14 protein-coding genes are annotated in these 18,272 nt (G+C 74.1%); 4 read left to right on the top strand and 10 right to left on the bottom strand.

Annotation, left to right across the window (positions count from 1 at the left end):
• Window positions 1-27 precede the first annotated feature (27 nt).
• From ABZ719_RS20100 to ABZ719_RS20090, 3 genes are all read right to left on the bottom strand, one after another.
• Window positions 28-867 carry an alpha/beta hydrolase gene (locus tag ABZ719_RS20100; RefSeq protein ID WP_366726529.1) on the bottom strand — a complete coding sequence of 280 codons (840 nt, stop codon included), beginning with the start codon at window positions 865-867 and terminating at the stop codon, window positions 28-30.
• Between the two features lie 58 nt (window positions 868-925).
• Window positions 926-1,855 (bottom strand): sigma-70 family RNA polymerase sigma factor, encoded by a 930-nt coding sequence (locus ABZ719_RS20095; protein ID WP_366726528.1) that lies wholly within the window; start codon window positions 1,853-1,855, stop codon window positions 926-928.
• A 263-nt stretch (window positions 1,856-2,118) separates the two neighbouring features.
• Entirely contained in the window at window positions 2,119-3,348 is a 1,230-nt protein-coding gene (locus ABZ719_RS20090) for a GNAT family N-acetyltransferase (protein WP_366726527.1), read from the bottom strand.
• A gap of 624 nt (window positions 3,349-3,972) precedes the next feature.
• Between ABZ719_RS20090 and ABZ719_RS20085 the strand changes: the two genes are divergently transcribed.
• The gene (locus ABZ719_RS20085; RefSeq protein WP_366726526.1) at window positions 3,973-5,016 is read left to right on the top strand and encodes an alcohol dehydrogenase catalytic domain-containing protein; all 1,044 of its coding nucleotides are present in this window, start codon (window positions 3,973-3,975) and stop codon (window positions 5,014-5,016) included.
• Window positions 5,017-5,134: 118 nt separating this feature from the next.
• Here ABZ719_RS20085 and ABZ719_RS20080 read toward each other — a convergent pair whose 3' ends face one another.
• The 7 genes from ABZ719_RS20080 to ABZ719_RS20050 all read right to left on the bottom strand — a co-directional run bounded on the left by ABZ719_RS20080 (window position 5,135) and on the right by ABZ719_RS20050 (window position 13,088).
• Window positions 5,135-6,436, bottom strand: a complete 1,302-nt coding sequence (locus ABZ719_RS20080; RefSeq protein WP_366726525.1) for an alpha/beta fold hydrolase — start codon at window positions 6,434-6,436, stop codon at window positions 5,135-5,137.
• Window positions 6,437-6,535: 99 nt separating this feature from the next.
• A complete protein-coding gene (locus ABZ719_RS20075) occupies window positions 6,536-7,561 on the bottom strand; it encodes a LacI family DNA-binding transcriptional regulator (protein WP_366726524.1) in 1,026 nt (341 codons plus the stop codon).
• Window positions 7,562-8,019: 458 nt separating this feature from the next.
• Window positions 8,020-8,340 carry an L-rhamnose mutarotase gene (locus tag ABZ719_RS20070; RefSeq protein WP_366726523.1) on the bottom strand — a complete coding sequence of 107 codons (321 nt, stop codon included), beginning with the start codon at window positions 8,338-8,340 and terminating at the stop codon, window positions 8,020-8,022.
• A gap of 19 nt (window positions 8,341-8,359) precedes the next feature.
• Window positions 8,360-9,445 (bottom strand): rhamnose ABC transporter substrate-binding protein, encoded by a 1,086-nt coding sequence (gene rhaS, locus ABZ719_RS20065; protein WP_366726522.1) that lies wholly within the window; start codon window positions 9,443-9,445, stop codon window positions 8,360-8,362.
• Between the two features lie 55 nt (window positions 9,446-9,500).
• Window positions 9,501-10,544 carry an ABC transporter permease gene (locus ABZ719_RS20060; RefSeq protein ID WP_366726521.1) on the bottom strand — a complete coding sequence of 348 codons (1,044 nt, stop codon included), beginning with the start codon at window positions 10,542-10,544 and terminating at the stop codon, window positions 9,501-9,503.
• Complete coding sequence (locus ABZ719_RS20055) at window positions 10,537-11,577, bottom strand: ABC transporter permease (RefSeq protein ID WP_366726520.1); 1,041 nt, start codon at window positions 11,575-11,577, stop codon at window positions 10,537-10,539. Before ABZ719_RS20055 ends, ABZ719_RS20060 begins: the two co-directional genes overlap by 8 nt.
• Entirely contained in the window at window positions 11,574-13,088 is a 1,515-nt protein-coding gene (locus tag ABZ719_RS20050; RefSeq protein ID WP_366726519.1) for a sugar ABC transporter ATP-binding protein, read from the bottom strand. The genes ABZ719_RS20055 and ABZ719_RS20050 overlap by 4 nt, the downstream gene beginning before the upstream one ends.
• 272 nt (window positions 13,089-13,360) lie before the next feature.
• Between ABZ719_RS20050 and rhaI the strand changes: the two genes are divergently transcribed.
• The 3 genes from rhaI (at window position 13,361) to ABZ719_RS20035 (ending at window position 18,243) form a co-directional block, all read left to right on the top strand.
• Complete coding sequence (gene rhaI / locus ABZ719_RS20045) at window positions 13,361-14,521, top strand: L-rhamnose isomerase (protein WP_366726518.1); 1,161 nt, start codon at window positions 13,361-13,363, stop codon at window positions 14,519-14,521.
• Window positions 14,522-14,755: 234 nt separating this feature from the next.
• Window positions 14,756-16,795 (top strand): bifunctional aldolase/short-chain dehydrogenase, encoded by a 2,040-nt coding sequence (locus tag ABZ719_RS20040; protein ID WP_366726517.1) that lies wholly within the window; start codon window positions 14,756-14,758, stop codon window positions 16,793-16,795.
• Window positions 16,796-16,803: 8 nt separating this feature from the next.
• Window positions 16,804-18,243: a rhamnulokinase family protein gene (locus ABZ719_RS20035; RefSeq protein ID WP_366726516.1), complete on the top strand. Its 1,440-nt coding sequence runs from the start codon at window positions 16,804-16,806 to the stop codon at window positions 18,241-18,243.
• Window positions 18,244-18,272 lie beyond the last annotated feature (29 nt).

The following is an 18,272-nucleotide window of genomic DNA, read 5'->3' as shown; positions in this document are numbered from 1 at the left end:
CCGCGCGGCGGGCCCCGGACCGCCGGGTCAGCGCAGGAAGGCGGCGGTGGCCGCCACGAACCGGGCCGGGTCGTCGAGCCACGGGAAGTGCCCCGCACCGGGCAGGACGGCGAGGTCGCCGTGCGGGAACGGCCCGGCGTACTGCGCCATCGCGGGCGGCGGTGAGTTGAGGTCGGCCTCGCCCGCGAGCACCAGCTCGGGGGCGGCCAGCCCGCCGAGCGCGACCCGGGTGGCCTGCGGACCGTACGCGCCCTCGGACCTGTACACCGCGGCGGCCTCGGGGTTCTTCTCCTCGGCGTCCGCGGCGTCCAGCGCCCGCGCGGCGTCGTCCCAGCGGCCGTGCAGGAAGGGGGCGATCGCCTCCCGGCGCACGTCCGTGGCTCGGCCCGCCACGACGTGCTCCAGGGCGGCGTACGCCCGCGGATACCACGGTTCGTCCGCGCGCAGGCGTGCGGTCGCGAGCCGGACGTCCGCCGTGACGGTGATGCCGACCGCCACGACGCTCGGTGTGATCAGCGCGAGCCGTCCGACCCGCTCGGGGAAGCGGCTCGCGTAGAGCGCCGCCAGGTTCGCGCCCGCGCAGTGCGCGAGCAGGTCCACCCGCTCCAGGCCCAGGTGCTCGCGCAGCGCCTCGATGTCGCCGACGAGCCGGTCGCAGCGGTACGTCGCCGGGTCCCGGGGCGACTGCGAGGCGCCGGTGCCGCGCAGGTCGAGGCGGACCAGCCGGCGGTGGGCGGACAGCCCGCCGAGGTCCCCGAGGTAGGCCGAGGCGCGCATCGGCCCGCCGGGCAGGCAGATCAACGGCGCGCCCTCACCACTCTCGTGGCAGGCGAGGCGGGTTCCGTCGTGGGCCGGGAAGACAGGCATGGCGCCGACCACGACAGCGCCGTCCCGGCCGGGCCATCGGTTTTGCGGCGGCCGGAGTTCAGCCCGCCATGGCCTCGCGCAGCCCGAGGTGTGCCACCCGGCCGGGGTCGGACAGGATGTAGAGGTGGGTGATCCGGCCGTCCGCGACGGTGACGCCCATGACCGAGTGCGGGCCGCCCTCGGGGGTGTTGGCCAGCCCGACCGCGCCGTTGACCAGCACCAGGCGCGCGGTCGGCGCGTAGCGGGAGAAGGTGAGCGCCTGCGCCGCCACCGTGCGCGCGCCGTGGACCACCTTGGACCCGGCGGCGCCGCGGACCAGGGCGCCGGCGTCGACCCGCAGCACCACATCGGGGTGCAGCACGGCGACCAGTGCCTCGAAGTCACCGCCGCGCGAGGCGGCGAGGAAGGCCTCCAGCACCTCCCTCTGCCGTCCGAGGTCGGTCTCCGCGGAGGGGGTGGCGCCCTGGACGCGGCGGCGGGCCCGGCTGGCCAGCTGTCTGGTCGCGGCCGCGGAACGGTCCACCACCGGCGCGATGTCGTCGAACGGCACGGCGAACAGGTCGTGCAGCACGAACGCGAGCCGTTCGTCGGGCTCCAGGGTCTCCAGCACGACGAGCAGGGCGAGCCCCACCGAGTCGCCCCGCAGCGCCTCCTGTTCCGGGTCGGCCGTCGTCAGGGGCCGCACGAGGGGGTCGGGGACGAACGTCTCGTCGATGGGTTCCTCGCGCCGCGCGCCGCGCGTGCGCAGCAGGTCCGGGCAGACCCGGCCGGTCACCGTGGTCAGCCAGGCCGCCAGGTTCCCGATGCCGGCGGTGTCGGTGCGGGTGAGCTTGAGCCAGGTCTCCTGGACGGCGTCCTCGGCCTCCGTCAGCGAGCCGAGCATCCGGTAGGCGACCGCGCGCAGCCGGCCCCGGTGCTCCTCGAACCGCCGCGCCAGGGCTTCCTCACCGGCCGCCGTGCCGGTCGTGCCGGTCGTGCCGTCCACCATGTCCCGATCCCCGTTCCCCGTCCCGGGCCCGGACGTCTCGTCCGCGGCCGGCTCGCCCCTGCGCCCTGCCCGTCGGCGCGGTGTCCCGCCGCCTCCGGTCGATCATCCTAGGCCGAGGAGGGCGTCACCGGCCGGACGATCCGGAGGTCACCGCCGGTTCCCCGCCGGACGGTCCGGCCGCCGCCTCGGCGCTCACGGTCAGGAAAGCGCGGACGGCGCAGGGCCCGTCCGGCCGGCGAGGCCGTCCGGGGCCGCGGGCGCGGTCAGAACCAGTGCAGGCAGTGCGGGGCGCGCTCGGCGCGGAAGAGGGCGTCGGCGAGGGTGACCGCGCCCGGGCGGTGGGCCCGGACGTGTCCGGCGCGTACGAGCGTGCTCGGAGCGGTGCCGCCGAGGTAGACGGCGCCCAGGTCGCCGATGTCCAGGGACAGGTCGGGCTCGCGGTCCGTCGGGGCGCAGTTCGCCTCGCCGTCCCGGACGGTCAGCAGGTAGCGGTCGTGTCCGCCGAGGAACGGGTCGTGGAGAGCGAGGACGAGTTCGCCGTCGGTGAACCAGCCGCGCGCGGTCAGCGCGCGCGGGACGTCCAGCAGCCGCACCCAGAGCCAGTCGGTGTCGCCACTCACCTCGCCGGCCCGGAAGTCCGCGAACCGCCAGCGCAGCGGGTGACCGGGCGGGACGTGCCTGAACACCACCTGGGAGACCAGGTCGTGGCCGAGTGCGAACCGGGCCAGGGCCGTGAAGACAGCGTCGTCGGCGGCGATGGTCTCGTCGACCGTCAGGGTGCCGGACTCGACCGAGTAGCTGGCGTACCCGTCCGGGACACCGTCGGCGTCCCGGTGCACAGCGACGTGGCGCGCCGCCGGCGAGACCGGGGGCTGTCCCGCGCGCAGGGCCCACCAGCGGTGCGGCCGGGACAGCGCGCCGGGCTGGGCGCGGCGGTACCGGTCGTAGACCTCTTCCAGGATCGCTCCGCACTCGGCACGCCGCAGGATCTCGACCGAGCCGTCGTCCGGGCCGGCCGCTGGTGCGCCGGCCACCGCGCGCGCCCGGGGGACGGCGAGGGCGGCCCCGTGACGCGGCACCGTCAGCCGCGCCGTGTAGGTCGCCGGTCCGTAGCCGTACCTGCCGTAGATCGGGGCCTCGGAGGCCAGCAGCACGGAAAGGAACTCCCCCCGGGCCCGCAGCTCGTCGAGCTGGTGCCGCATCATCGCGGTGAGCACGCCCTGGCGCCGGTGCGAGGGGAGGACACCGACCGCGGTCACCCCGGCGGCGGGGACCAGGTTCCCACCGGGCAGGGTCAGCTCGAAGGAGTGCGCGGCGGCGGTGCCGACGGGCCGCCCGTCCGCGGTCAGCGCGAGCAGGCAGCGGTCCGTCTCGAGCGCCGACCACCACAGCCCGCCGCCCTCGACGGGGGTTTCCGGGAAGCGCCCGAACGCGGCGTGGACGGTGTCGACGAAGACGCCGAGATCCCTGTCGGTCGTGGGACGGATGTCCATGGTCGCCGCTGCCTCCCCGGGTTGCCGACGCCACGACGCGCGGTGTCTGCCCTCAGTGCAGCGGCGGCCCGGGGCCGGGGCAAGTGAATTACGGCGGCGGACGGGGACCGGCCCGGCGGACGCGGGCCCGGTCGCGGGGAAGGCCGCCCGTGGACGGCTGCCCGGTCGCGAGGGTGGACGCCCTTGGACGGCTGCCCGGTCGCGCGGGGTGGACGTCCGCGGACGGCCGGCTCAGCGAGGCCGGTCGGACTCCGTCGGCCGGGCGGAGGACCGCGAGGGAGGCGAGGAGTCCGATAGCTGCCAGCGGGGTGGGGGCCGATCGGCGGACGGTGTCCGGTGCCTGTGATCGCACGGCACCGGAAGGTCCTCGCAGCGGGCCCTCGGCTCCGGCCCGGGCCCCACCGGCCCCGCCGTCGCCGGCACCGCCGTCGCCGCTCTGCCCCGATCCCCACCACCGTCCTCCGCGCGGACCGCGGCCGCGGCACCGCGGCCGGCTCCCAGGAGCTTCCGGGTGCGCCCGCCGGCCGTGCCCGTCAGGGTTGAGAACGGCCGGGGCGCGCACTCGCCCAGGAACCACCGACCCGCACCTTCGAACCACCCGATCCCCCCACCGGAGAGCACCTCATGCGCGCAACCCTCATGTACGGCGCCGGCGACGTCCGCGTCGAGAACGTCCCCGACTCCGCCGTCAGGCTGCCCACCGACGCCCTGGTCCGGATCACCGCGTCCTGCATCTGCGGCAGCGACCTGTGGCCCTACGGCTCGATGAACCCCGAGGACGGCCCGGTCCGCATGGGCCACGAGTTCATCGGCGTCGTCGAGGACACCGGATCGGAGGTCACCACGGTCGAGCGCGGCGACCTCGTCGTCGCCCCGTTCGCGATCTCCGACAACGCCTGCGAGTTCTGCCGCGAGGGCCTGCACACCTCCTGCGCCCACCCGCAGGCCGGCTTCTGGGACGGAGAGCCGGAAGAAGGCGGCCAGGCCGATGCCGTCCGCGTCCCGCTGGCCGACGGCACCCTGGTCAAGCTGCCCGTCGCGGCGGACTCCGCCCTCGTCCCGTCCCTGCTGACCCTCTCCGACGTCCTCGGCACCGGCCACCACGCCGCCGTGGCGGGCGGGGTCGGCGAGCGCACGCGCGTCACCGTGGTCGGCGACGGCGCCGTCGGCCTGCTCGCGGTGCTCTCCGCCAAGCGGCTCGGGGCGGAGCAGATCATCCTCATGGGCCGCCACCGGGCGCGCACCGACCTCGGCCGCGAGTTCGGCGCCACCGACGTCGTCTCCGCCCGTGGCGAGGAAGGCGTCGAGGCCGTCCGTGAGCTGACCGGCGGGCACGGCACGCACGTGGTCCTCGAATGCGTCGGCAACATGCCCGCCTACGAGCAGTCCCTCGGTGCCGTCCGCCCCGGCGGCGTGATCAGCCGCGTCGGCGTCCCCCAGTACGAGGACGCGCCCGTCGGCTTCGGCAGCCTCTTCCGCCACAACGTCCGCCTCGCCGGAGGCCCCGCGCCCGTGCGCGCCTACATCGAGGAACTCATGCCCGACATCCTCGACGGCACGATCCGGCCCGGGAAGGTCTTCGACGCCACGACCGGCCTCGACGGCGTCCCGGCCGGCTACCAGGACATGGCCGACCGCAAGGCACTCAAGGTTCTCGTCAAGCCCTGACCCACCCGCGGGGCCGGGGAGCCCGACCGCCCCCTCGGCACCTGGCGTTCACACCCGCGGCGCCCCGGCCCCGGGCGTTCTCCTCGCGGCACCCCGGCGCCGGGGGGGCGGGCCGGTGTCAGGCGTCGTCGCGGGCGAGGGCGAGGAGCCGGTCGAGAACGCGGGGGCCGCCGGCCCGCACCCCGTCGTGCTCGAACTCGTCGGTGACCCAGGTGCGCAGGCCGCGCACGGCGCGGGCGGTGGCCAGGGCGTGGCCGGTGTCGACGTACATGTCGTCGTGGTAGACGGCGGCGGCGACCGGGACCTCGTTGGCGCCGAGCCGGGCCGGGTCGTACAGGGGCTGCCAGTCGGTGCGGGCGGCGAGCAGGTCGGCGCACTCGCGCAGCGGCCGCAGCGCGGGGTCGCAGTCGAACGTCCAGGGGTGCACGGTCTCGCCGGTGAACAGCAGCGGCCCGTCCCCGGCGAGCGCCTTGGCCGCGTCGAACTGGGGGAACTCGGCGCGCACCCGCTCGGCCGACCAGGCGGTGGGCCGGCTGTCCTGGGCGTAGATGGCCTCGTGGACGAGGGCGTAGAGCGGGTGGGCGGCGTAGGACAGCGCGCCGCGGACCTCCTCCTGGAAGGCGTCGGAGAGGGCCGGTCCGCCGGGGGTGGGGACGAACGCCTGCTCCAGGAGGAAGTGGAGGCGGTGGCTGCCGTCCGCGCCGCCGAGCATGATGCCCAGGGACTGGAAGGCCTCGGCGGTCAGCCGGTGTCCGCCGGGGAGCACCACGTCGTGGGTGAGGAGGTGTTCGGCGATCTCGCGGGCGCGGGCGACGTCCTGCGGGTAGCGGGCGTAGTGCGCGGCGACCTTGCGCTCCATGCGCGGGTAGGCGGCGCGGTAGACGTCGTCGGCGTGTGCGTCCAGGGCGGGCAGGCCGCCGGTGATCAGGGCGGTGTCGAGGCCTTCGGGGTGGGTGGAGAGGTAGTGGACGGTGCAGAAGCCGCCGAAGCTCTGGCCCAGGACGGTCCAGGGTGCGCCGCCGGTGACCTCGGGGCGGATCGCCTCGCAGTCGCGGACGATGGAGTCGGCGCGGAAGCGGGTGAGGTAGTCGGCCTGTGCGGCCGGGCCGCCGCGCAGCGGGAGGGTCTGGCGGTTGGCGGGGGTGGAGCGGCCGGTGCCGCGCTGGTCGAGGAGGAGGACGCGGTACTCCTGCAGGGCCCGGCCGAGCCAGGCCTGCCTGCCGATGAACCGGTTCGCCCCGAAGCCGGGGCCGCCCTGGAGGTAGAGCAGCCACGGCAGGTCGCGGTCGGCCTTGTCACGGGCGGCCACCGCACGCGCGTAGAGCTGGATCGTCTCCCCCGCCGGGTCGTCGTGGTCGAGCGGCACGGTGAAGAAGCGGTCGGTGAGGACGACGCCGGGCTGGTGGTAGCTGACGGTCAACGGTTCTCCCAGGACGGAGGTGCTACGGCCGCGTCCCAGTGGAGCACATGCCGCCGCGCCCCCGGGTCGGCGGGAGGGGGAAACGTGCTGAACGGCCGGTCAGCGGCCGGGGAGGGTGGAGCTGCGGACCACCAGTTCGGGCTGGAGCACCACCCGCCGGTGCTCGTGCGTCTCGGGGCCGCCCCGGGTCTCCGTCTCCTCCAGCAGCAGTCCGGCCGCCAGGGCGCCCAGGGTGACGGCGGGCTGGCGGACCGAGGTGAGCGGGACGGCCGCGGCGGCGGCGAACTCGATGTCGTCGTAGCCGACGATGGCGAGGTCGTCGGGGACGCCCACGCCGGCCGCGTACATGGCCTGCAGGACGCCCAGGGCGAGCAGGTCGTTGGCGCAGAACACGGCGGTGGGCCGGTCGGCGAGGCCGAGCAGCCGGGCTCCGGCGTCGCGGCCGGCGGCGACGTCGAGGCGTTCGGTGGGCAGTTCGCGCAGCACGTCGGGGCCGAGTCCCGCCTCCGCGAGCGCGGTCAGGGCGCCGGTGCGGCGGTCGCGGACCTGGTTGAGGCCGGGCGGGCCGCTGACGTAGGCGATGGAGCGGTGCCCGGCGTCCACGAGGTGCCGTACGGCCAGGGCGCCGCCCGCCACGTCGTCGACGGAGACCGAGCACTCGGTGGCTCCCTCGGCGACCCGGTCGACCAGGACGAAGGGGATGTTGTGGCGGCGGAAGGCCGCGATGTTGCGGCCGGTGGCGTCGGTGGGGGTGAGCAGCACGCCGCGGACCCGCTGTTCGGCGAAGAGCGCGAGGTACTCGGCCTCCTCGCCGATGCTCTGGGCGCTGTTGCAGACCATCACGCCCAGCCCGGCGTCGCGGGCGGCCCGCTCCGCGCCGCGGGCGACGTCGACGAAGAACGGGTTGCCCATGTCGAGCACGAGCAGGCCCATGATCCGGCTGCGGCCCGCGCGCAGTTGGCGTGCGGACTCGCTGCGGACGTAGCCGAGCCGGTCGATGGCCGAGAGCACCCGGGCGCGGGTCTCGGTGGCGACGGTCTCGGGGCGGTTGATGACGTTCGAGACGGTGCCCACGGAGACACCGGCGGCACGGGCGACGTCCTTGATACCCACCGACTGGGACATCGGAGCGGGACCTCCATGAGGGATGTGGGCGGCGGGCGGGCCATCAGGTTACCGTCATCCCCGCACGCCCGAGCGGATCAGACGGGCAGCGCGCAGCCTGCGACGTGCGGCGGTGGGGGCGTGGTGCTCCCGGGCCTTGGCCGGTGGCGGACGGCGCTGCCGTGCGCGGTGCGGCGGGCGGCCGCGCAGGGGGCGGTGCGGGGGCCGAGGCGGCCGGGGGCGGGGCGGACGAGGGCACCGGCCCGTGCCGGAGAACCAGGAGAGCCGCCGGACCGGTCCCGCCGGGCTGCCCCGCGCCGCGGCGGGCCGAGGGCCGCGCCGGGCCGGGTGACGCCGGCCCGGCGGGGGCCGCCGGTGGTGCCGGCCGGTGCCCCGGCGTCCTCGTGCCGGGTGGGCGGAGCGTGCGGCCGGCCGCGGCCGCGTGGGGTGACCGACGCTCTCATGCGCTGCTCCGGGGGTCAGGCGAGGTGGAAGACCTCGGTGAGGGGCTTCATGGCCTCGTCGGGCCGGGCGCCGTCCGGCGAGGCGAAGAACGGCGCCATCTCCGCCTGCCAGCGGGCGTTGACGTCGGTGGCCTCCATGGCGGCCCTGGCCGCCTCGAAGTCCTCGGTCTCCAGGTAGCCGACGAGGAGGCCGTCCTCGCGCAGGAAGAGCGAGTAGTTGTGCCAGCCGGTGGCCGAGAGCGCCTCGCGCATCTCGGGCCACACGGCCGCGTGGCGGGCGCGGTACTCGGCGATCCGGTCCTCGCGGATCTCGAGGAGGAAACAGACGCGCTGCATGAGAGGTACCGCCCGGGGGTCAGAAGTCGTACTGGTCGATGTTCTTGGCGTCGAAGACGGTCGGCTTGCCGAGGTCGATCACGCCGTCCTTGCCGATGGTGTACGACCCCATGCCGCCGGCCTTGAAGGTCTCGCCCTCCTTGCCGGTGATCTGCCCGGAGGCCAGGGCGACGGCGGTGCGCGCGGCCAGCTCGCCCAGCTTGGCCGGGTCCCACAGCTCGAAGGCGTCCACGGTGCCGTTCTTGACGTACTTGCGCATGTCGTTCGGTGTGCCGAGGCCGGTCAGCTTGACCTTGCCCTTGTACTTGGAGCCGGACAGGTACTGGGCGGCGGCCTTGATGCCGACGGTGGTCGGGGAGATGATCCCCTTCAGGTCCGGGTACTCCTGGAGCAGGCCCTGGGTCTGCTGGAAGGAGGCCTGGGCGTCGTCGTTGCCGTAGGCGATCTTGACCAGCTCGATGTCCTTGTACCTGGGGTCCTTCAGCTCCTGCTTCATGATGTCGATCCAGGCGTTCTGGTTCGTGGCGGTCTGCGCGGCGGACAGGACCGCGATCCGGCCCTTGTAGCCGATCTGCTCGGCCAGCAGCTGGACCTCGGTGCGGCCGAGGTCGTCGGCGGAGGCCTGGGAGATGAACGCGTTGCGGCACTCGGGCTTGGTGTCCGAGTCGTAGGTGACGACCTTGATCTTGTTGCTCATGGCCTGCTTGAGCGCGGTGCACAGGGCGCCGGGGTCCTGGGCGGACACGGCCATCGCGTCGACCTGCTGCTGCGTGAGGGTGTTGACGTAGGAGACCTGGCCGGAGGTGTCGGTGGCGCTGGAGGGGCCCACCTCCTTGTACTTCTCGCCCAGTTCCTCCAGGGCCTTTTGGCCGCCGTCGTCGGCGGTGGTGAAGTAGGGGTTGTTGACCTGCTTGGGCAGGAAGCCGACGGTCAGGCCCTTCTTGGTGGCGGCGTTCGGGTCCGCCTTGCCGGCCGGGGCGGCCGCCGCGCCGCCGTCCTTGCTCACGTCGTTCTTGGTGGTGCCGCCGCAGGCGGTCAGGGCGAGGGCGAGCGAGGTGACGGCGGCCAGGGCGGCGCCGGTGCGGCGGATCGAGGCTCTGCGCATGAGGGTTCCTTACGGGTACGGGAGGACGGGCTCGACGAGATCGTGGTGGCGCCGGTCACGGGGCCGCGGTGGGCGCCTGTGGTCCGGGGGCCGCGGCGGGCCGCGGTCCCGGCTCCGCGGCACGGCGCCCGGCCCGGGCGAGGGCGATCTGGCGGGCGACCCGGGGGCCGAGCACGGAGACGACCAGCAGGACGCCGGTGACGACGATCTGGGACTGGGCGGAGACGTTCAGCAGGCTCATCACGTTCTGCAGCGCGCCGAGCAGGAAGACACCGGCGACGGCGCCGCCGAGGGTGCCCTTGCCGCCGTCGAAGTCGATGCCGCCGAGCAGCACGGCGGCGACGACGGAGAGTTCGAGACCGGTGGCGTTGTCGTAGCGGGCGCTGGCGTAGTGCAGGGCCCAGAAGACGCCGGTCAGGGCGGACATGAGGCCGGTGGCGGTGAACAGGATCAGCTTGTGCCGCTTGACCCGGATGCCCGCGAACCGGGCGGCCTCCTCGCCGGCGCCGATGGCGAACAGCGACCGGCCGAACGGGGTGGCGTGCAGGGTGACGACGGCGACGGCCAGCAGGACGAGGAAGGGCAGGAAGGCCTGCGGGAGGAAGCTGCCGCCGAGGCGTCCGGCCGCGAAGTCCAGGTACTGCGAGGGGAAGTCGGTGACCGCGTCGGAGCCGAGCACGATCTGCGCGATGCCGCGGTAGGCGGCCAGCGTGCCGATGGTCACGGCGAGGGAGGGCAGCCCGAGCCTGGTCACCAGCAGGCCGTTGACCAGGCCGCACCCCGCGCCGAGCACCAGACACAGCGGAATGATCGTCTCGATGGTCATGCCCTGGTTCCACAGGGCGCCCATCACCGCGCCGGACAGACCGGCGGTGGAGGCGACCGACAGGTCGATCTCGCCGGAGACGACGAGCAGGGTCATCGGCAGCGCGATCAGCGCGATCGGCAGGGTGTTGCCGATGAGGAAGGACAGGTTGAGGGCGTTGCCGAAGCCGTCGACGAAGCCGAAGGAGAACAGCAGGACCACGACGAGCAGGGCGCCGACGACGGTGTCCCAGCGCACGGCTCGGGTCAGTGAGGACGCGGAGAAGTCAGCCATGGCGGGCGTTCCTCTTCTTCAGGGCCGAGGCCACGCGCAGCGCGACGATCCGGTCGACGGCGATGGCGAGCAGGAGCAGGATGCCGTTGATCGCGAGCACCCACACGGAGCTGACGCCGAGGGCGGGCAGCACGCTGTTGATCGAGGTCAGCAGCAGGGCGCCGAGGGCCGCGCCGTAGACGCTGCCGGAGCCGCCGGTGAAGACGACGCCGCCGACCACGACCGCGCTGACGACGGTGAGTTCGTAGCCGTTGCCGGTGCCGGAGTCGACGTTGCCGAACCGGGCGAGGTACAGGGCGCCCGCGAGACCGGCGAGCGCGCCGCAGAAGGTGTAGGCGGCCAGGATCCGCCTGCGCACCGGGATGCCGGCCAGCCGTGCCGCCTCCGGGTTGGAGCCGAGCGCGTACAGCTCGCGGCCGCTGCCGAAGTGCTTGAGGTAGTAGGCGGTGCCGGCCAGGAGAACCAGGGCGATCAGCGCGAGGTAGGGGACCGCCCACACGCCGCCCGAGCCGAAGTCGACGAAGCCGCCGGGCAGGTCGGCCGCGGTGATCTGGCGGGAGCCCACCCAGATGGAGTCGACGCCGCGGATGATGTACAGCATGCCGAGGGTGACGACGAGGGCGGGCACCTGGCCCAGGCTGACGAGCAGGCCGTTGAGCAGACCGCAGCCCACGCCGAGGAGCACCGCGAGGACGACGGCCACCAGCGGGTTCCCGCCGCCGTGCAGGTAGGTGCCGGCGGCGAACGCGGTGATGCCGAGCGTGGAGCCGACCGACAGGTCGACGTTGCGGGTGATGACGACCAGCGACTGGCCGGTGGCGACGAGCACCAGGATCGTCGCGTTGAGCAGGAGGTCCTTGATGCCCTGCTGGGAGAGGAACTCGCTGTTGCCGGCCTGGGTGACGGCGATCATCACCAGGAAGACGGCCAGGATGGCGAGTTCGCGCATCCTGAACACGCGGTCGGCCAGGCGGGTGCCGCCGGACCTGGCCGCCTCGGCGGTGGGGGCGGGGTCGGGAGCGGTCACGGTCACGCGGCCCTCCCCGTGGCTGCGGCCATCACGGTTTCCTCGGTGGCGTCGGAACGGGGGATCTCGGCGGTCAGCCGGCCCTCGTGCATCACGAGCACGCGGTCGGCCATGCCGAGGATCTCGGGCAGGTCGGAGGAGATCATCAGCACGGCGACGCCGTCGGCCGCCAGCCGGCTCAGCAGCCGGTGCACCTCGGCCTTGGTGCCGACGTCGATGCCCCGGGTGGGTTCGTCGACGATGAGCACCTTGGGGCCGGTGGCGAGCCACTTGGCGAGCACGACCTTCTGCTGGTTGCCGCCCGAGAGGGTGGAGACGGCGTCGGCGATCCGGGCGTACTTGACCTGGAGCCGGACCGCCCAGTCCAGGGAGCGGCTGCGCTCGGCGCCGCGGTCCACCAGACCGGCCCTGGCGGTGGTGCGCAGTCCGGTCAGGCCGATGTTGCGTTCGATCGACATGTCCATCACGAGGCCCTGCGCGCGCCGGTCCTCGGGGACGAGGGCGAGTCCGGCGGCCATCGCGGTGGAGGGGGCACCGTTGGTGAGGGCGCGGCCGTCGACCTCGACCTCGCCCGCGTCCCAGCGGTCGACGCCGAACACGGCGCGGGCGACCTCGGTGCGGCCGGCGCCGACCAGTCCGGCGAGGCCGACGATCTCGCCGCGCCGCACCTCGAAGGAGATGTCGGTGAAGACGCCCTCGCGGGTGAGCCGGCGCACGCTGAGGGCGACCTCGCCCGGGGTGACGTCCTGCTTGGGGTACAGCTCGTCGAGGTCGCGGCCGACCATGCGGCGCACCAGGTCGTCCTCGCTCATGCCCGTCAGCGGTTCACTGGCGACCCAGGCCCCGTCGCGCAGGGTGGTCACCCGCCGGCAGATCTCGAAGATCTCCTCCAGGCGGTGCGAGATGAACAGGACGGCGGCGCCCTGGTCGCGCAGGGTGCGCACGACGCCGAAGAGGCGGGCGACCTCGCTGCCGGTCAGCGCGGCGGTCGGCTCGTCCATGATCAGGACGCGGGCGTCGAAGGAGAGTGCCTTGGCGATCTCGACGATCTGCTGGTCGGCGATGGACAGGCCGCGGGCGGGCCGGTCGGGGTCGAGGTCGACGCCCAGGCGCCGCATCAGGGCGGCGGTGGCCGCGCGGGTGGCCTTGTGGTCGATGCGGCCCAGCGAGCGCCGGGGCCGGCGGCCCATGAAGATGTTCTCGGCGATCGACAGGTCGGGGAAGAGGGTCGGTTCCTGGTAGATGACGGCGATGCCGGCGTCGCGGGCGTCGCCGGGGCCCTGGAAGGTGACGGGCTCGCCGTCGAGCAGCACCTGGCCGGCGTCCGGCCGGTGCACCCCGGCGAGGGTCTTGATGAGGGTCGACTTGCCGGCACCGTTCTCCCCGGCGAGGGCGTGCACCTCCCCGGGGAACAGTTGCAGGGACACGTTCCTGAGTGCGCGCACCGCGCCGAAGGACTTCGAGATGTCCTTCAGCGCCAGCACCGGGGCCGGACCCGTGTGGGACGGGTGGGTCATTGGGGGCTCCTCGACGGCGCGGGCCGAAGAGCCGCATCACGCCGTGAAAGGTTTCAACTGGGTTGCCGGGACGTTAGGCATGTAGCCCACGTCACGTCAATGGGTAGGGGTCGAAAATCTCGCCACGCCTGAAGGTCACGGCAGCATCACGGACAGCGGCCCGCGCGGGGAGGGTTGACACCTCCGCCGGGGGCCCCTAGCTTCCCGTTCTGAATCGTTTCACACGGAAGTCGTCCAGGAGACTTTCCGACCGACGTCACAGGAGCCCTGAAGTGACCGAGCTCGCCGCGGTGAAGGCCGCGCTCAAGACCCAGGCCGTCGAGACACCGTCGTGGGCGTACGGGAACTCGGGGACGCGCTTCAAGGTGTTCGCCCAAGCCGGCGTGCCCCGCGACCCGTTCGAGAAACTCGACGACGCGGCCAAGGTGCACGAGTTCACCGGCGTCGCCCCGACCGTGGCCCTGCACATCCCCTGGGACCGGGTCGAGGACTACGCGGCGCTCGCCGCGCACGCCGAAGAGCTGGGCGTGCGGCTGGGCGCGGTGAACTCCAACACCTTCCAGGACGACGACTACCGGCTGGGCAGCATCTGCCACCCGGACGCGGCGGTGCGCCGCAAGGCCGTCGGCCACCTGCTGGAGTGTGTCGGCATCATGGACGCGACCGGGTCGCGCGACCTCAAGCTGTGGTTCGCCGACGGCACCAACTACCCGGGCCAGGACGACATCCGCGGCCGGCAGGACCGGCTCGCCGAGGGCCTCGCCGAGGTCTACGAACGGCTCGGCGAGGACCAGCGGATGCTGCTGGAGTACAAGCTCTTCGAGCCCGCCTTCTACACCACCGACGTCCCCGACTGGGGCACCGCCTACGCCCACTGCCTCAAGCTCGGGCCCAGGGCCCAGGTCGTCGTCGACACCGGGCACCACGCGCCGGGCACCAACATCGAGTTCATCGTGGCGACGCTGCTGCGCGAGGGCAGGCTCGGCGGGTTCGACTTCAACTCGCGCTTCTACGCCGACGACGACCTGATGGCCGGCGCCGCCGACCCCTTCCAGCTCTTCCGGATCATGTACGAGGTCGTCCGCGGCGGCGGGCTGGTGCCCGGGGTCGCCTTCATGCTCGACCAGTGCCACAACATCGAGGCGAAGATCCCGGCGATCATCCGGTCCGTGATGAACGTCCAGGAGGCCACGGCCAAGGCGCTGCTGGTCGACCGTGCGGCCCTGTCCGCCGCCCAGGCCGCGGGGGACGTGCTGGAGGCCAACGCCGTCCTCATGGACGCGTACAACACCGATGTGCGGCCCCTGCTCCGGGAGGTGCGCGAGGAGATGGGGCTGGACCCCGAGCCGCTGGACGCCTACCGGCGGTCCGGGTGGGCGGAGAAGATCGTCGCCGAACGGGTGGGCGGGCGGCAGGCGGGGTGGGGAGCGTGAGCACGGCCGGGCGGGCCGGGTCGCCGGCTGTGGTGCCGCGTGTGCCGGGTTCCCGGCTCCGGCGGCGCGTGTGCCGGGTTCCGGTCCGTTGCCGGGTGCGGCTCGGTCGTGGTTGATCGCGCAGTTCCCCGCGCCCCTTCGGGGGCGCTTCGCTCAGGCCCTGTTTGAAGGCGCAGCCCCCCGCGCCCTTTCGGGGCGCTTCACTCCTCCCCCGTTCGAAAGGACCGGACAGACATGGCTGTTCACCCCGAAGCCGCCGCCCTCCTCGACCGTTCCCACCGGTTGGGCGCCGATCCCCGCAACACCAACTACGCCGGCGGCAACGCGTCCGCGAAGGGCACCGCCACCGACCCGGTGACCGGGGGCGACCTGGAACTGATGTGGGTGAAGGGCTCCGGCGGTGACCTCGGCACCCTCGGCGAGGCCGGGCTCGCCGTGCTCCGGCTGGACCGGCTGCGGGCACTCACCGGCGTCTACCCGGGCGTCGAGCGCGAGGACGAGATGGTCGCCGCGTTCGACTACTGCCTGCACGGCAAGGGCGGCGCCGCCCCCTCCATCGACACCGCGATGCACGCACTGGTCGACGCGCCGCACGTGGACCACCTCCACCCCGACTCCGGCATCGCGCTGGCCTGCGCCGCCGACGGGGAGAAACTGACCGCCGAGTGCTTCGGCGACCGCGTGGTGTGGGTGCCCTGGCGGCGGCCCGGCTTCCAGCTGGGACTGGACATCGCCGCCGTCAAGGCGGCCAACCCGCAGGCCGTCGGCTGCATCCTCGGCGGGCACGGCATCACCGCCTGGGGCGACACCTCCGAGGAGTGCGAACAGAACTCCCTGTACATCATCCGCACCGCCCAGGCCTTCCTCGACGCCCACGGCAGGCCCGAGCCGTTCGGCCCGGTGACCGCGGGCCACCAGGCGCTGCCCGAGGCCGAGCGCCGCGAGCGCGCCGCCGCGCTGGCGCCGCACGTGCGCGCCCTCGCCTCGCAGGACCGGCCGCAGGTCGGGCACTTCACCGACTGCGAGGCCGTACTGGACTTCCTCGCCCGCGCCGAGCACCCCAGGCTCGCCGCGCTCGGCACCTCCTGCCCCGACCACTTCCTGCGCACCAAGGTGCGTCCGCTGGTCCTCGACCTTCCCGCCACCGCCCCCCTCGACGAGGCCGTGGCCCGGCTGGAGGAGCTGCACAGCGCCTACCGCGAGGAGTACGCCGCCTACTACGAGCGTCACGCCGAGCCCGGCTCCCCCGCCATGCGCGGCGCCGACCCGGCGATCGTCCTGGTCCCGGGCGTGGGCATGTTCTCCTTCGGCAAGGACAAGCAGACCGCACGTGTGGCCGGCGAGTTCTACGTCAACGCCATCAACGTGATGCGCGGCGCCGAGGCCGTCTCCTCCTACGCGCCGATCGAGGAGGCGGAGAAGTTCCGCATCGAGTACTGGGCGCTGGAGGAGGCCAAGCTCCGGCGGATGCCGGAGCCCAAACCGCTGGCCACCCGTATCGCGCTGGTCACCGGCGCGGGCAGCGGGATCGGCCGGGCCATCGCCCGCCGGCTCGCCGGCGAGGGAGCCTGCGTGGTCGTCGCCGACCTGAACGCCGGGAACGCCACCGCCGTCGCCGAAGAGATCGGCGGCGGCGACAAGGCCGTGGCCGTCACCGTGGACGTCACCGACGAGGAGCAGATCCGGGCCGCCTTCCGGGCCGCCGTCCTCGCCTTCGGCGGCGTGGACCTCGTCGTCAACAACGCCGGGATCTCGGTCTCCAAGCCGCTGCTGGAGACCTCCGCGAAGGACTGGGACCTCCAGCACGCCATCATGGCGCGCGGCTCCTTCCTCGTCTCCCGCGAGGCGGCCCGGGTGATGACCGCGCAGCGGCTGGGCGGCGACATCGTCTACATCGCCTCCAAGAACGCGGTCTTCGCCGGTCCGAACAACATCGCCTACTCCGCCACCAAGGCCGACCAGGCCCACCAGGTCCGTCTGCTCGCCGCCGAACTGGGCGAGCACGGCATCCGCGTCAACGGGGTCAACCCCGACGGGGTCGTCCGCGGCTCCGGGATCTTCGCGGGCGGCTGGGGCGCGCAGCGCGCCGCCGTCTACGGGGTGCCCGAGGACAGACTCGGCGAGTTCTACGCCCAGCGCACCCTGCTCAAGCGGGAGGTGCTGCCCGAGCACGTCGCGAACGCCGTCTTCGCGCTGACCGGCGGCGAACTCACCCACACCACCGGCCTGCACGTCCCGGTCGACGCCGGCGTCGCCGCCGCCTTCCTGCGGTGAGAGCGCACATGCGGACGTACGCCGCGGTCGACCTCGGCGCGTCCAGCGGGCGCGTCATGGTCGGCCGCGTCGGCCCGGACATCCTGGAGCTGACCGAGGCGCACCGGTTCCCCAACCGGCCGGTGCGGCTTCCCGAGGGCCTGCACTGGGACGTGCTCGGCCTGTACGCGGGCGTCCTGGACGGGCTGCGGGCGGCCGGTGCGGTGGATTCCGTCGGCATCGACGGCTGGGCCGTGGACCACGGACTGCTGGACGCCGAGGGGGCGCTGCTCGCCAACCCGGTGCACTACCGCGACGCGCGCACCGAGGGTGTCGCCGAGAAGGTGTGGGCGACGCTGCCGGCCGCGGAGCTGTACGCGGCGACCGGGATCCAGTACGCCCCGTTCAACACCCTCTACCAGTTGATGGCGGCCCGTTCGACGGCGCGGTTCGCGGCGGCCCGGCGGCTGCTGCTCGTCCCCGACCTGCTGACGTACTGGCTGACGGGCGAGGAGGGCACCGAGCTGACCAACGCCTCGACCACCCAGCTCGTCGACCCGCGTACGCGGCGCTGGTCGCGGGAGGTCGCGGACCGGCTCGGGATCGACCTCGGCCTGTTCGCGCCGCTGCGCCGGCCGGGCGATCCGGCGGGGCTGCTGCGGCCCGCCGTGCTGGAGGAGACCGGGCTCACCGGACCGGTGCCGGTCACCACGGTCGCCTCGCACGACACGGCGTCGGCGGTGGCCGCGGTGCCCGCCACCGGCGAGCGGTTCGCGTACATCTGCACGGGAACCTGGTCGCTGGCGGGTCTGGAGCTGGACGCGCCGGTCCTCACCGAGGAGAGCCGCGCCGCGAACTTCACCAACGAACTCGGGCTCGACGGCACCGTCCGCTACCTGCGCAACATCATGGGCCTGTGGCTGCTCCAGGAGTGCCTGCGGGCCTGGGGCGAGCCGGATCTGGGCGGGCTGCTGCGGCAGGCGGCGGCCGTGCCCGGGCTGCGGTCGGTGGTGGACGCGGGGGACGCGGCGTTCCTGGCGCCCGGGCGGATGCCGGAGCGGATCGCCGAGGCGTGCCGGGCGTCGGGACAGCCGGTGCCCGGCACGCCCGCCGAGACCACCCGGTGCATCCTCGACTCCCTGGCGCTCGCCCACCGGCGGGCGATCGGGCAGGCGCAGCACCTGGCCGGCCGTTCCGTCGACGTGGTGCACGTCGTCGGCGGCGGCACCCGCAACGCGCTGCTGTGCCAGCTGACCGCCGACGCGTGCGGGCTGCCGGTGGTGGCCGGGCCCACCGAGGCCGCCGCCTTCGGCAACGTGCTGGTGCAGGCCCGGGCGCACGGGCTCGTCGGTGACCGGGCGGGGATGCGGCGCCTGCTGGCCCGTACCCGGTCGCTGACGCGGTACGAGCCGCGCGGCGACGCGGCGGCGTGGCGGGCGGCCGGGGCCCGGCTCGGCACCGCGCCGTGAGGTCACCCGGCCGGGGCCGGGGCCGGGCC

The sequence above is a fragment of the Streptomyces sp. NPDC006743 genome (genome assembly GCF_040703815.1).
In the GTDB taxonomy this organism is placed as follows: Bacteria; Actinomycetota; Actinomycetes; order Streptomycetales; family Streptomycetaceae; genus Streptomyces.
Note: the sequence above shows the minus strand (reverse complement) of the source record. Positions and strands in the feature narration are given on the sequence as shown.